11 protein-coding genes and 1 other RNA gene are annotated in these 13,183 nt (G+C 65.6%); 5 read left to right on the top strand and 7 right to left on the bottom strand.

The window, feature by feature from the left end; genetic code table 11:
• Positions 1–6: 6 nt before the first annotated feature.
• The 7 genes from modA to ABQU90_RS09670 all read right to left on the bottom strand — a co-directional run bounded on the left by modA (position 7) and on the right by ABQU90_RS09670 (position 4,913).
• Positions 7–783 (bottom strand): molybdate ABC transporter substrate-binding protein, encoded by a 777-nt coding sequence (gene modA, locus ABQU90_RS09700; protein ID WP_323522274.1) that lies wholly within the window; start codon positions 781–783, stop codon positions 7–9.
• Between the two features lie 73 nt (positions 784–856).
• Complete coding sequence (locus tag ABQU90_RS09695) at positions 857–1,681, bottom strand: MBL fold metallo-hydrolase (RefSeq protein ID WP_323522275.1); 825 nt, start codon at positions 1,679–1,681, stop codon at positions 857–859.
• Between the two features lie 13 nt (positions 1,682–1,694).
• Entirely contained in the window at positions 1,695–2,573 is an 879-nt protein-coding gene (locus tag ABQU90_RS09690) for a S1/P1 nuclease (RefSeq protein ID WP_407078777.1), read from the bottom strand.
• A gap of 22 nt (positions 2,574–2,595) precedes the next feature.
• Positions 2,596–3,210, bottom strand: coding sequence for an OmpW/AlkL family protein (locus ABQU90_RS09685; protein WP_115513737.1), 615 nt, complete (start codon positions 3,208–3,210; stop codon positions 2,596–2,598).
• A gap of 126 nt (positions 3,211–3,336) precedes the next feature.
• A non-coding RNA gene (locus tag ABQU90_RS09680) (sX9 sRNA) lies at positions 3,337–3,413 on the bottom strand.
• A 61-nt stretch (positions 3,414–3,474) separates the two neighbouring features.
• Positions 3,475–4,098, bottom strand: a complete 624-nt coding sequence (locus ABQU90_RS09675) for an OmpW/AlkL family protein (protein ID WP_055848732.1) — start codon at positions 4,096–4,098, stop codon at positions 3,475–3,477.
• 302 nt (positions 4,099–4,400) lie between these two features.
• Complete coding sequence (locus tag ABQU90_RS09670; protein ID WP_311260603.1) at positions 4,401–4,913, bottom strand: SgcJ/EcaC family oxidoreductase; 513 nt, start codon at positions 4,911–4,913, stop codon at positions 4,401–4,403.
• A gap of 450 nt (positions 4,914–5,363) precedes the next feature.
• Here ABQU90_RS09670 and gap point away from each other — a divergent pair, with 450 nt between their 5' ends.
• From gap to ABQU90_RS09645, 5 genes are all read left to right on the top strand, one after another.
• Positions 5,364–6,365: a type I glyceraldehyde-3-phosphate dehydrogenase gene (gene gap / locus ABQU90_RS09665; RefSeq protein WP_005988872.1), complete on the top strand. Its 1,002-nt coding sequence runs from the start codon at positions 5,364–5,366 to the stop codon at positions 6,363–6,365.
• A gap of 327 nt (positions 6,366–6,692) precedes the next feature.
• Complete coding sequence (locus ABQU90_RS09660) at positions 6,693–9,506, top strand: DUF2339 domain-containing protein (protein WP_323522277.1); 2,814 nt, start codon at positions 6,693–6,695, stop codon at positions 9,504–9,506.
• Entirely contained in the window at positions 9,503–10,849 is a 1,347-nt protein-coding gene (locus ABQU90_RS09655; protein ID WP_323522278.1) for a DUF3999 domain-containing protein, read from the top strand. Before ABQU90_RS09660 ends, ABQU90_RS09655 begins: the two co-directional genes overlap by 4 nt.
• A gap of 449 nt (positions 10,850–11,298) precedes the next feature.
• Entirely contained in the window at positions 11,299–12,474 is a 1,176-nt protein-coding gene (locus ABQU90_RS09650; protein WP_323522279.1) for a phosphoglycerate kinase, read from the top strand.
• Entirely contained in the window at positions 12,471–13,118 is a 648-nt protein-coding gene (locus ABQU90_RS09645) for an HAD family hydrolase (RefSeq protein ID WP_323522280.1), read from the top strand. Before ABQU90_RS09650 ends, ABQU90_RS09645 begins: the two co-directional genes overlap by 4 nt.
• Positions 13,119–13,183: the final 65 nt, after the last annotated feature.

Genomic DNA, 13,183 nt, shown 5'->3' with positions numbered 1-13,183 from the left:
CGTGCCTCAATCCGTCAACGAAAAGCCGCGACGCACGAAGATCGCCTTGGCCGGCTTGCTGCTCAGCCACTGCACGAACTTGGCGGCATCGGGCGTGCTGCTGTTTTTCAGAACCGCCACCGGATACACGATGGCGTCGTGGCTGTCTGCGGGAAAGGTGGCGACCACGCGCACCTTGGGGTCGGCGCGTGCGTCCGAGCCATAGACGATGCCCAGCGGCGCTTCGCCGCGCGAGACCAGCATCAGCGCGGCACGCACGCTCTCCGATTCGGCCAGGCGGTTGCTCAGCCCATCCCACTGGCCCAGTTTGCGCAGCGAGGCGGCGGCGTACTTGCCGGCCGGCACGCTGTTGGTCTGGCCCACTGCCAGGCGTCCATTCTCGCCAAGCGCCTTGACGATGCCGCCGGGTGTGCGTGGATCCACCCGCACCTTACTGGTGGCCGGTGCGATCAGCACCAGCGTATTGCCCAGCAGGTTGCGGCGCTGCGCCGGCACGACCAGGCCGCGCTGCTGCAGGTAGTCCATCCATTCCAGGTCGGCCGAGAAAAACACATCCGCCGGTGCGCCTTGTTCGATCTGCCGCGCCAATGCGGAACTCGCCGCATACGACACCCGCACCGGCGTACCGGAGGCTTTTTCGTAAGCGGCGGCGGCCTCGTCCATCGACTCTTTGAGGCTGGCGGCGGCGAATACGGTGACCGGCGGGGTCTGCGCAGCGGCCAGGACGGGCAAAGCGAGTATCAACGCACACAGGGCGCTCTGCCAGAAACCGATCGTTCGCATGGGAATGTCCAACCGAGGGAAGGCACCGATCATAGCGGCTGCGCCCGACCGGCGTGGCGAACGCCAACGGGCGCTACGGAGCCACGTCCTCGCAGCGGCCCGCCTGAAGGTTTGCCTGTAATGCGGGCCGGATCAGTTTCGGCTCGGGCAGGGTGGCGTCGCGTGCCTGCCGTTGGGCGACGAATGCTTCGACATCGACGCCATCGCGCACATGGACATTGCTGCGCCGCTGCTCGCCAATGGTGGTCTGATGCGCCACTGCCCGGCCACCGGGGCCGTAGTCATGGCAGACGAATACGCGGGTGTCGTCGGCAAGTGCGTACAGGCGCTGGATCGATGCGTACAGTTGCCGCGCATCGCCGCCGGGAAAGTCGCAACGCGCCGTGCCCGCGTCGGGCATGAACAACGAATCGCCGGGAAACAGCGCATCGCCGATCAGATACGCAATGCTGTCGCTGGTGTGCCCGGGTACCGCGATAACGCGCACCTCGATGCCGCCGAGCAGAAAGTGTTCGTCATCGGCAAACAGATGGTCGAACTGCGAACCATCTGGGCGAAAGTGCTGCGGCAACGCATAACGCGACGCCAGCGTCTGCTGCACCTGGCGAATTCCTTCGCCGATCCCGACCCGCGCCTGGGGCCACTGTTGCTTCAACCACTGCGCGGCCGACAGATGATCGGCATGCGCGTGGGTTTCCAGCAACCAGTGCACGTGCCAGCCGCGTTGCCGGATGGCATCGACGATGGCCTGCGCGGTGTGGGTCCTGATGGCGCCGGTGTCCGCTGCATAGTCCAGGGCCGGGTCGATCACCGCCGCCGCGCCGGACGCCGTATCGGCGACCACGTAGGTGAAGGTGCTGCTGTCGGCATGGAAGAACGCAAGAACCTCGGGCTGCATCGCTGTATCCACGTTAGGGAGTGGCCAACGCGGCGTTGAGGACGGCGGCCAGGCGGTCGCCCGCCAGCCGCAACTGCGTCTCGGCAATCGGACGATAGGTGGCGATGTAGCTGGCCGGCAACACGTGCGCTGCCGGATACACGCCCGGCGTAACGGCGATCTTGCACGACGCCTGCGCCCAGGCCGCAGCAGGCGGCGGCAGCACGGGAGAGACCGCCGTGGCCGCAGGCAGCGCCAGCAGGCGTTGCAGGTAGGCATCGTCGCTGAGGTGGCGATCGTTGAGCATGCCGCTATCCCACAACGCATGCAGGTTGCTGCCCTTGCCGTCGACCTGCAGCTGGAAATCGTTGCCGCCCTTGTCGTGCGCATAACCGGCGTGCATCGGCTGATGGATATCGCCGACAAAATGCACCACAAACTTCAACGCCTGACGACGCGCGTCCAGCGACTGGCGACGGTCGGCAAGCACGGCGGTCTGGCGGTCGAGTGCGGCGATCACGCAGTTGCCATCCGGGCAATCGCGCGGCGGCGCATAGCCGCAGTCGTGTTCGGCGAGGTTGACGTAATGCCACGGCCCCGAGCGCTTGCCCAGATCAGGATCGTGTTCGCGCAATTCATCGGCCCAGCTCGCGACCCCATGCAATGTCGGGTCCGGCTCGCCGGCAAGCAATTGCGCCACTTGCGCGCGCGCCTGCGGGCTCAATTCGGTTTCGGCAACGCGCGCCACCAGACGGTGGCCCTGCGGGCCCCAGGCGAATGCGGTGACGGGCTGGGTGGCCGCGGTCAGCGCCACGGCAAGCACAACAAGAGAGGGGGAGAACGTCTTCATCCCCCGATTGTACGCAACCGTCCGGGACGGTTTGATGGCTGTTGTTGCCACGTCGCCGCGCATCAACGCGACGGTGGCAGCGCGATCAGTAATAGACCAGGTACGAGATGCCATAGGTCAACGGATCGACCCGCGCCTTGCCAAGCCGCACGCCGTTGAAATCGACATTGCTGCGCGAATCGGTCCAGCGTGCATCCACGCGCAGCCCGCTGCGGTCGTTGAATATGAAGTCCACACCGACATGCGCGGTGGCGCCGACCGAGTCGCCAAACCGCAGCTCGCTATTGCCGAACGCTTGCTCGGTGTCTTCGCCCAGGAAGGTGGTGTAGTTGATGCCCACGCCCACGAAAGGCGACACCGTGCCGTAGCCATTGATGTGGTACTGCAACAACACGCTGGGCGGCACCGACCAATAGCTGCCCACCTTGCCGACGCCTTCCAGCTCGAGATCGTGCTTGCCTGCCACGGCGGCATGCACCTCGATACCGAGATTGTTGCGGATGAAGTATTCGTAGGTGAACGACAGCGCGGGCGCGCCCTTGATCTCGGCGCGAGCGCCGCCGAAGTTGCCGCTGTCGGACTTGGGCGAAACGTAGCCCGCGCCGTAGCCGGTCGTCCAGTGGCCGGCCGACTGTGCAAGCACGGGAGTGGCCGAAGCGGCCAATGCGATGGCGAGGGCGGTACGGATGAACATGCTCATGGAATCCCCGGTAGGTCGGACAGGCGTTCGACGTGACTGACCTGTCCGCAACTCCGGCGGTGGATGCACGTCCCTGGACGTCAAGTGTGCCAGAGATGCACCGGGCTTGCTGCTGTGACTTAGAGTGGCTAACAGAACCTAGTGAGTAGTCGTCAGGTGGGTGTGGACGGCGCGCTCGGAAGCAGCGTGTACGCGTGGTACATGCCGCACCGAGCACCGGCCGCACCCGCCTGGCGGTGAGCACAGCCCTTTTGTTAGTTGCTCTTAGAACCGGTAGACGTACGCCGCGCCATAGACCAGCGGGTCGATGTTGACCGTGCCGATGCGGGTGCCGTTGAGGCGTGCTTCGCTGTCGATGTCGATCCAGCGCGCGTTGACGCGCAGCGCGCCGCGCTCGCTGAGCTTGAAGTCCAACCCGGCGTGCAGGGCCAGGCCCCACGAATCGTCCAGTTCCAGCTGGCTGCCGGCCAATGCGCCGCGGGTGTCGGTGCTGAAGAACCGCGTGTAATTGATGCCGGCGCCGACGAACGGCGACACCTTGCCCTGGCTGTTGAAGTGGTACTGCAGCGACACTACCGGCGGCAGATGCTTGGTGCTACCGACGCGGCCCAGCCCACGCAGAGCGATGTCGTGCTCGAACGGCAGCGCTGCCAGTACCTCGATGCCCAGGTTGTCGGCGATGAAGTACTCCGCGGTAAAGGTCGGTTTGATGTCCTTGCCCACGTCCGCTTCGAGCGTGCCGCCGACCAGGCGGCCATTGTCGGATTTAGGAGCAACCTGGTGCGCGCCGACGGCAACGGTCCAGTCGCCTTTGGATTGAGCCAGTGCGGGGACGCTGGCAAGGCTGGCGGCCAGGCCGGCGAGCAGAAGGGTAGAGCGCATACGCATAGAGATTCTCGTTGTGTGCAGGGGTTGGACGAAGTCTTGTAGGTTTGCGCGGCTGCCGCCTTGATCCTGATCAAACCAAGGCCACTACGCGCCGGGGCATCGCGATGCGGGTGGTCATGCGTGGACTGCAGCGTCGCTGCGCAATGGCAGCAGCGCTGCGCGCCGTGGCGGTCATCGCATGCAGGTCGCAGGTCGGATGTGCAATGCGCTGCGGGCCGCGCCACCGTCGGCGGGGGAGGTGTGCCGACGGTGGCGCGCGGGAGGCCGCAGACAGCGGGCGGCGTACTCCGAGGCGCCCGCATTTACTTGGCCTTGGCGACCTGAGGCGCATCCACTTCCGGCATCGCCGAGCTGTGGTGGTTGATGATCAGCCACTTGCCGTCGCGCTTTTCGTAGACGAAGGTGTAGCGCGCCTGCACATCGCTCTTCTTGCCGCTCTTGTCGGTCAGCGTGAAGGTGTAGACGCCGGCATCCACCGCGCTGTCGTCATCGAGCACACGCACGGTGCGGTAATTGATCACGCCCTTGGGCTTTTTGGTCAGGAACATTTCGAAGTAGTTTTCGATCTGCTCGCGCGAGGCGCGCACTTCGTTGGAGACCGTCGGCAGCAGCACGCCGTCCGGTGCATACAGATCGGCCACCTTGTGCGGGTTGCCTGTCGCCAGTGCAGCGTTCCAGGTGTCGAACAGCGCGGCGACTTCACGTGCTTCACCGTCGACGGGCAGCGCTGCCTTTTCGGTGTAATGCATCACGCCAGCGGCCAGCGCCGGGGTGGCAGCCAGAGCCAAAGCCAGAGAGAACAGGGTGCGACGCATGGGAATCTCCGTGTAGTTGATTGGGTGCCTCAGCAGGCAGAGCCAGTATCGAAATCCACGGAGCGCCGAAATGCTGCTGTTCGGCATATGCATGAATACGCTTTTCGGCGTAGTTAGTTGAATTGTAAGTATTTGGAAAATAAAGCGTATGCGTTGATTCGGTGCGTTGGATGACGCTTGGCCCCGATGACGCGATTTGCGCGCGGGACGCTGCAGGGGGATCAGTGGACAAGGTCGGCAAGCGAGTCGCGACATCAAGCGCAACGCAGAACGCCGTGCACCGGCGTCCGCCGAACTGGACAAGGGGCACCGCGGACGGGTTGAAGTCAGGCAATGACCGATCCCGAGCCCCCGCCCACACGCAACAGCACGGCCGTCCAGGGAGGACGCTGTTAGAATGTCAGCCCCTTTCCATCCGCCGCGCTGTCGCGGCCGCAGGAGCTAGTGAACATGGCAATCAAGGTTGGCATCAACGGATTCGGTCGCATCGGACGCAACGTGCTGCGCTCTGCGGTGCAGAACTTCGCCAATGACATCGAGATCGTGGCCATCAATGACCTGCTCGAGCCCGACTACCTGGCCTACATGCTGCAGTACGACTCGGTGCACGGCCGCTTCAAGGCCGAGGTGTCGGTCGACGGCAACACCCTGATCGTCAACGGCAAGAAGATCCGCCTGACCCAGGAGCGCGACCCGGCCAACCTCAAGTGGGATGCCGTGGGCGCCGACGTGGTGATCGAATCCACCGGCCTGTTCCTGACCAAGGAAACCGCGCAGAAGCATATCGACGCGGGCGCCAAGAAGGTGATCCTGTCGGCTCCGTCCAAGGACGACACACCGATGTTCGTCTACGGCGTCAACGACAAGACCTACAAGGGCGAGGCGATCGTCTCCAACGCCTCGTGCACCACCAACTGTCTGGCGCCGTTGGCCAAGGTCATCAACGACAAGTGGGGCATCAAGCGCGGCCTGATGACCACCGTGCACGCGGCCACGGCCACGCAGAAGACCGTGGACGGCCCGTCGAACAAAGACTGGCGCGGTGGTCGCGGCATTCTGGAAAACATCATTCCGTCCTCCACTGGCGCTGCCAAGGCCGTGGGCGTGGTGATTCCCGAGCTCAACAAGAAGCTCACCGGCATGAGCTTCCGCGTGCCGACCTCGGACGTCTCGGTGGTCGACCTCACGGTCGAACTGGAAAAGCCGGCCACCTACGCCGAGATCTGCGCCGAAGTGAAGGCACAGAGCGAAGGCGCGCTGAAGGGCATCCTGGGCTATACCGAAGACAAGGTCGTGGCCACCGATTTCCGCGGCGAGACCTGCACCTCGGTGTTCGACGCCGACGCCGGCATCGCGCTGGACTCGACGTTCGTCAAGCTGGTGTCCTGGTACGACAACGAGTGGGGCTACTCCAACAAGTGCCTGGAAATGGTGCGCGTTGTTGCGAAGTAAGTTCTGAAGTCGTGCAAAAAACCCCGGCTAGTCCGGGGTTTTTTTATGGGCGTTTCGCTCGTTCCGGTGGCAGGCCCGGTGAGGCGTGGATGTAACGCCGCGGGTGTCCCCGAGACGTATTGTCCGCCCCATGGCATGCGCAAGCTGCGCGGCTGGCTTTACTGCAAGACGCAGGCACCCGGTACGCGAGCCATCTGCTTTACCGTCCAGGTCGTCTTGGGTGCAGCGTCTTGTCGGGCGCTTATGCGCGGCGATGCCGACTTTCGTGCGTACGCCGAGTAGCATGGCGGCGCTAGAGTCGGCCGGATGCCGGCTAGGGGATAGGCGTTGGAAACGATAATCGTGCTGGTGGCCCTGGTGCTGCTCGCAGTGCCGGTGGGCGTGGTGATCGCGCTGGTGTGGATTGCCGGGCTGCGGCGGCGGGTGGATGCGCTGGAGCAGCGGCTTGCGTACTGGCAGGCGGGGAATGTGCCTGCGGATGCGGCAGCGCGTGCGGCCGAGAGGCAGGCTTCTGCGCCGACAGACGCATGGGCGCAGCCGGGCGACACGTCCGCATTGAACACCTCCAGTTCCGACGCGGCAGTACCTGACGCATTCGATTTGCCGAGTGCGTCGAGTCGCATTTCGCCGTCTGCGCCTGTGATGCAGGCGCCGCCAACACTGCCAGCAGACGCGCCTGCAGCGTCGGTAACCGGTCCAACAGCGGAAGATGCGCCTGCGTCCAGCTGGCAAGCGCAATCGTCGCCGTCGGAGCCACAAGGACTGCCACAGCAAGCGCAGGAATTGCCTGCGCTGCCAGCGCAACCGGACCCGATCACGCGCGCCATCGGCGCGGTGAAGCGCTGGTTTACCGAAGGCAATGTGCCGGTCAAGGTCGGCATGCTGGTGTTGCTGGCCGGCGTGGCGTCGTTGTTGAAGTACGCCAGCGATCAGGGCTGGATGCGCATGCCGGTCGAGCTGCGGTTGGCCGGCATCAGCGTGCTGGCGCTGGCCGGTCTGGTATTCGGCTGGAAGCAGCGGCTGCAGCGGCCCGGGTTTGCGTTGGCGTTGCAGGGCGGTGCGATCGGCGGCTTGTTGCTGACGGTGTTTGCGGCATTCAAGTTGTACAGCTTGCTGGGCGCCGGGCTGGCGATGGGCATCAGCGTGGTGCTGATTGCCGGCATGTGCGTGCTGGCGGTGGTGCAGGACTCGCGTACGTTGGCGGTATTGGGCGTGCTGGCCGGGTTTCTTGCGCCAATCTGGCTGTCCACCGGTAGCGGCAATCATGTCGGGCTGTTTTCGTATTACGCCGTGCTCAACGCCGGCATTGTGGCGATTGCGTGGACGCGGCCATGGCGCGTGCTCAACCTGCTTGGATTTGCCTTTACGTTCGGCATCGGCACGCTGTGGGGCGCGCTGCAGTACACCCCTGCAAAATTCGCCAGCACCGAGCCGTTCTTGTTGCTGTTCTTCGCCATGTATGTCGCGATTCCGGTGCTGCATGCGCGGCGCGGCGACGGCAGTGCGGGCAAGCTCATCGATGGCAGCCTGTTGTTCGGCACGCCGTTGGTCGCCTTTGCGTTGCAGGCGCGTTTGCTGGAAGGCGATCGACTGCCGTTGGCGTTGTGCGCCGTCGCCGTGGCGGCGTTGTATGCAGGTCTTGCGAGCTGGTTGCTGCGGCGTGTCTCCACACGCTTGCTGGGCCAGGCGCACGCGATGCTGGCCGTCGGCTTTGCGACGCTGGCAGTGCCGTTGGCGTTGTCGGCGCGTGCCACCGCCAGCGTGTTCGCGCTGGAAGGCGTGGGGTTGTTGTGGCTGGGCCTGCGTCAGCAGCGACGCATCTCGCAGATCAGCGGTGTGGCCTTGCAGCTGCTTGCGGCGGTGGGCGTGGCCTTCGGTGTGGATGCGTGGCGCTACGACAGCGTGGCGGTGGCCAATGCCACCTGCACGAGCAGCTTGCTGATCGCCATTGCCGGCTGGGCCAGTGCCTGGTTCCTGCGCGATGCGGGTTATCGGCGGAGCGCGCTGGTGGCGTATCTGTGGGGGCTGGGCTGGTGGACCATGTGCGGGGTGCACGAAATCCTGCGCTTTGCCGGTGATCTGCGCAGCGAGCCGGATCTGCTGCTGGGCTTCGTCGCGTTCAGCGTATGGCTGGCGGCCGAGGTGCACCGTCGTCGTCCTGCACCTGCATTGGTGTGGACGGTCATGGCGGGTCTGGCGCTGGCCGCGCCGTTGGCGCTGTGGCAGAACCATGCGCATACGCAGCCCTTCGCGCATTGGGGTGCCCTGGCCTGGCTGGCGTTTGCGCTGGCAGGCACGCGGGCGTTGTGGTGCCTGCGGATGCAGCCTGGTGCAGGCGCCGTGGTCGCGCAGTTCATCTGGTGGCTGTTGTGGCCGTCGGTGGTGTCGTTGGGTGCGGCCTGGCTGGCCGATGCGTTTGCGCTTGCCAACGGCTGGCGCTGCGCCTTGCTGGCGGTGCCGTGGCTTGCCGTGGCGACCGTGGGCTTGCTGCGCTGGCCGTGGCTGACCTGGCCGCAGGGGGCGCGCTTCGATCCTGCGCGCACCGGGTTGCTGAGCTGCGTGTTCGCGGTATTGGGTATCGGTTGGCTACTCGCATTGCTGGATCCGGTCAGCGCCGCGCCATTGCCCTGGGTGCCCTTGCTCAATCCGGCCGAACTGGCGCAGCTGGCGGTGCTTGCCTTGGTCGCGCGCTGGGCGTGGTCGACGCACGCGCCGGCGATCCTGCAAGGTCGGCGCGTCACTGCGCTCGGTGTGCTGGGCTGGGTGTTGATCACCGGCAGCACCTTGCACAGCGTGCATCACTGGGGCGGTGTGCCGTGGAATGCCGCGCTGGTGGGCGCGACGGTGTCGCAGACCAGCCTGACCATCGTCTGGAGCGTGCTGGGTGTGCTGGGTTGGGTGGTCGGCTCGCGTCGCGGGCAGCGCGGACTGTGGCTGGGCGGTGCCTTGCTGATGGGCCTGGTGCTGGCCAAGTTGGTGCTGGTCGATCGCCAGCATCTGGGCAATCTGCTCGGCATCGGCTCGTTCATGGCCTACGGCCTGTTGTGTACGGTGGTGGGGTATCTGGCGCCGGCGCCGCCGCGTCCGGCGATTGAAGAGCGCGCTGTCGACGACGATGGCGCGGCAAAGGATCAGGCATGAGTACGAAACATTGGGGATGGGTGCTGCTGGTGCCGCTGATGGCGCAGGCGGCCGATGTGCGGCAGGACTATCGGCAGCAGTGGCCGCTGCAGGTGGCCGGCTCCGACGCCGGTATGTATCAGCTGACCTTGAACGAAGCGGTCTATCGCAGCGCAGTCGATGCGGAATTAGGCGATGTCACGGTGATCGACGCGCGTGGCGAAGAGATGCCCACCGCGCCGCTGCCCGTCGCCGCTGTGCCATCCGCATCGCGTCGGCAGCGGTTGCCGTTGTTCGCATTGCCCGAAGGCGCTGCGCCGGCCAACGGCGATCTGCAGTTGATCGCCGAGCGCGATGCCAGCGGGGCGGTGCGGCGGCTGGAAGGCCGCTTTGCAACCGGTACGCCAGCAGCGCCCGGCGTCGGTGGCAGCTGGTTGATCGACGCCAGCGCATTGCGCGATCGCCCGCGTGCGTTGTTGCTGGACTGGGAGGGCAATACGCCGGTGCAGGCGCAGCTGCGTGTAGAGGGCAGCGACGATCTGCGCGACTGGCGTGTGCTCGCTTCCGATGCAACAGTCATGGCCTTGGACAATCAGGCGCAGCGGCTGCAGCAACGCCGCATTGCGCTGGACGACGGCGCAAAATACCTGCGCATCGTGCCGGTATCGGGCAGCTTGCCGCCGTTGCGCGCGGTCGATGCGGAAGTGGATGGTGCGGTTGCGCCCACCCAACTGTCCTGGCTGGACTTGCAGGGCACTGCCCAGGACACCGGCGTGACCTATGTCGTGCCAGGTCGCTTTCCGATCACGCAGCTGGATGTGGGCGGCGGTGTGGCCGAGGCGGTGGAATGGATCGTGGAAAGCCGCGATGCCGACGATGCGCCATGGTCGCGTCGCGCCGGGCCATGGTTGGCGTATCGGCTTGGCAATGGCGCCTCGCCACCGCAGCTGTTGTCCGCGCCCGTGCGCGATCGCCAGTGGCGATTGGTGGCTGCCCAGGGCCGCAGCACCGCGGTGCCGACCTTGCGCGCGGGGTATCAACCGGAGCGATTGATGTTTCTTGCGCAGGGGCAGCCGCCGTATGCGCTCGTCGCTGGCAGCGCGCGCGTGCAACGTGGCGACGCGCCATTGGCCTCGATGCTGCAGGCGCTGCGGCAGCAGCGCGGGATGCAGTGGCAGCCCGTGCAGGCCAGCATGGCCGCGCAGGCACAGCCGCTTGCCGGCGATGCGGCACTGCAGCCGGCCGCCACGCCGCGCGACTGGAAACAATGGCTGCTCTGGGCGCTGCTGGTCGGTGGCGCCTTGCTGGTCGGCGGTTTTGCGGCCAGTCTGCTGCGCAAATCCGGTACGGAGCGGCCGCTTTAACGCCGCGCTGTCGCGCTGTCGCCAGCGGTGTGCGGGCGATGCGGGTTTGCCGCTTTGCTGCGAAGGCCGGACAATGGGTATCCCCCGTCGCCGAGGCAGCCGCATTGCCCGTCGTGTTCGACCGATCACAGTTGGCGCCATCCGCATGTGCGGCAGCGCCCGTCCAGCGCACTGCCTCGTTGCGGTACGGCGCGCCCATCCCGACTCCTGATGACCCAATCCCCGCCGCCAAGGCGGTCGCATTGCACTGCGTCTCTAATCGGCTGCCGTTGGTGTCGGCCGCAGTTGCAATGGCGGCATCTTTGCAAGGCGCTGCCCCGTCAAGGCGGCGCAGTAGCGTGATTTCCTCCGCCCACAGAGCGTGCACGCACGCGTCCAACGCAGGCGCGGCGCCGTGTACCAATCCCTAATCCCGATTCCCTAATCCCCAGACTTAGCGAGCCAAGCCCATGTCAGTTGTCCGTATGACCGACCTCGATCTTTCCGGCAAGCGCGTGCTGATCCGCCAGGATCTCAACGTGCCGATCGACAACGGCCAGATCACCTCCGAGCAGCGCATCACCGCCTCGGTGCCCACCCTCAAGCTGGCGTTGGAAAAAGGCGCGGCGGTGATGGTCACCTCGCACCTGGGTCGCCCGAAGGAAGGCAGCTGGAGCGAAGAAGATTCGCTGGCGCCGGTCGCCGCGCGGCTGACCACTTTGCTCGGTGTCGAAGTCAGCCTGGTGCGCGATTGGGTGGACGGTGTGGAGGTCGCGCCGGGCCAGGTGGTGCTGTTGGAAAATTGCCGCATGAATGTTGGCGAGGGCAAGGACGACGAGACCCTGGCACGCAAATATGCCGCGCTGTGCGATGTGTTTGTCATGGATGCCTTTGGCACCGCGCATCGTGCGCAGGCGTCCACGCATGGGGTGATCCGCTTCGCGCCGGTGGCCGCCGGTGGCCCGCTGCTGATGGCCGAACTCGATGCGCTGGCCAAGGCGCTGGATAACCCGGCCAAGCCGCTGCTGGCGATCGTGGCCGGCAGCAAGGTCTCGACCAAGCTGGAGCTACTCTCCAACCTGGTCAACAAGGTCGACCAGCTGATCGTCGGTGGCGGTATCGCCAACACCTTTATCGCCGCTGCCGGGTATGCGGTGGGCAAGTCCTTGAACGAGCCGGATCTGATTCCGACCGCCAACCAGATCGTGGCCGATGCCAAAACGCGCGGCGCAGAGATTCCGCTGCCCACCGACGTGGTCGTCGCCAAGCAGTTCCTGCCCGATGCGCAAGCCACGGTGAAGTCGCTCGATGCCGTCGAGGCGGACGACCTGATTCTCGACATCGGCCCGCAGACCGCGCAGCACTATGCCGAGATGATCGCCAATGCCGGCACGGTGGTGTGGAACGGGCCGGTCGGTGTGTTCGAATTCGAGCCCTTCAGCCACGGCACCGAAACCCTGGCACGCGCGATCGCTGCATCCAAGGCGTTTTCCATCGCCGGTGGCGGCGACACGCTGGCTGCGGTGGACAAGTACGACATCGCCAAGGACGTGACCTACATCTCCACCGGTGGCGGCGCGTTCCTGGAATTTCTGGAAGGCAAAACCTTGCCGGCCGTGGCCGCACTCGAGGCCCGCGGCAAGTGAGTGCAGCCACGCTGTTCTTCGATCTGGACGGCACGCTGGTGGATTCGGAACCGGGTATCGTCGCCAGCATCGTGCATGCCTTCGATGCCGTGGGCCAGCCGCGTCCATCGGCGCAGACCTTGCGTGCCTGGATCGGCCCGCCGTTGCGCGACAGCTTTACCGAGTGTTTTCCGCAGGATCCGGAGCTGGTGCAGCGCGCGTTGGGCCTCTACCGCGAGCGCTACGACGCGGTGGGCTGGACCGAACTCAGCGTGTTCGATGGCATCGGCGAGGTGGTCACCGGCCTGCAACGCGCCGGCCATCGCCTGGCCGTGGTCACCTCCAAGAACGAGCGGTACGCACGCCGCATCGTCGAGCACCTGCCGTTTGGTGCGTGCTTCGAGAATGTGATCGGTGCCAGCGAAGATGGCGAACGCCGCTTCAAGCCGGACCTGATCGCCGAAGCACTGCGCCGCCTTGAGATCGACAAGACCGGCTGCGTGATGATCGGCGACCGTCGCATGGATATCGATGGCGCCAATCACCACGGCATCCACAGCATCGGTGTGTTGTGGGGCTTTGGCGACGAGGCCGAACTGCGCACCGCAGGTGCCGGCGCCATTGCACACACGCCGGCGCAATTGACCCAGTTGATCCACGCGTGAGCGCTACGCATCGGCGGTGGCGCTCGTTTGGTCGATGCCTGCGCGTTGCGCAGCGTAATGCCGCA

The sequence above is a fragment of the Xanthomonas sp. WHRI 10207 genome (assembly GCF_040202975.1).
Lineage (GTDB): Bacteria > Pseudomonadota > Gammaproteobacteria > Xanthomonadales > Xanthomonadaceae > Xanthomonas.
The sequence above is the reverse complement of the archived record's forward strand: the minus strand, read 5'-3'. Positions and strand labels throughout refer to the sequence as shown.

What these genes read in the sequence shown, in the direction of transcription:
- modA (WP_323522274.1), bottom strand. Translation starts at nt 783, where the DNA reads ATGCGAACGATCGGTTTCTGGCAGAGCGCCCTGTGTGCGTTGATACTC.
- ABQU90_RS09695 (WP_323522275.1), bottom strand. Translation starts at nt 1,681, where the DNA reads ATGCAGCCCGAGGTTCTTGCGTTCTTCCATGCCGACAGCAGCACCTTC.
- ABQU90_RS09690 (WP_407078777.1), bottom strand. Translation starts at nt 2,573, where the DNA reads ATGCGCGGCGACGTGGCAACAACAGCCATCAAACCGTCCCGGACGGTT.
- ABQU90_RS09685 (WP_115513737.1), bottom strand. Translation starts at nt 3,210, where the DNA reads ATGAGCATGTTCATCCGTACCGCCCTCGCCATCGCATTGGCCGCTTCG.
- ABQU90_RS09675 (WP_055848732.1), bottom strand. Translation starts at nt 4,098, where the DNA reads ATGCGTATGCGCTCTACCCTTCTGCTCGCCGGCCTGGCCGCCAGCCTT.
- ABQU90_RS09670 (WP_311260603.1), bottom strand. Translation starts at nt 4,913, where the DNA reads ATGCGTCGCACCCTGTTCTCTCTGGCTTTGGCTCTGGCTGCCACCCCG.
- gap (WP_005988872.1), top strand. Translation starts at nt 5,364, where the DNA reads ATGGCAATCAAGGTTGGCATCAACGGATTCGGTCGCATCGGACGCAAC.
- ABQU90_RS09655 (WP_323522278.1), top strand. Translation starts at nt 9,503, where the DNA reads ATGAGTACGAAACATTGGGGATGGGTGCTGCTGGTGCCGCTGATGGCG.
- ABQU90_RS09650 (WP_323522279.1), top strand. Translation starts at nt 11,299, where the DNA reads ATGTCAGTTGTCCGTATGACCGACCTCGATCTTTCCGGCAAGCGCGTG.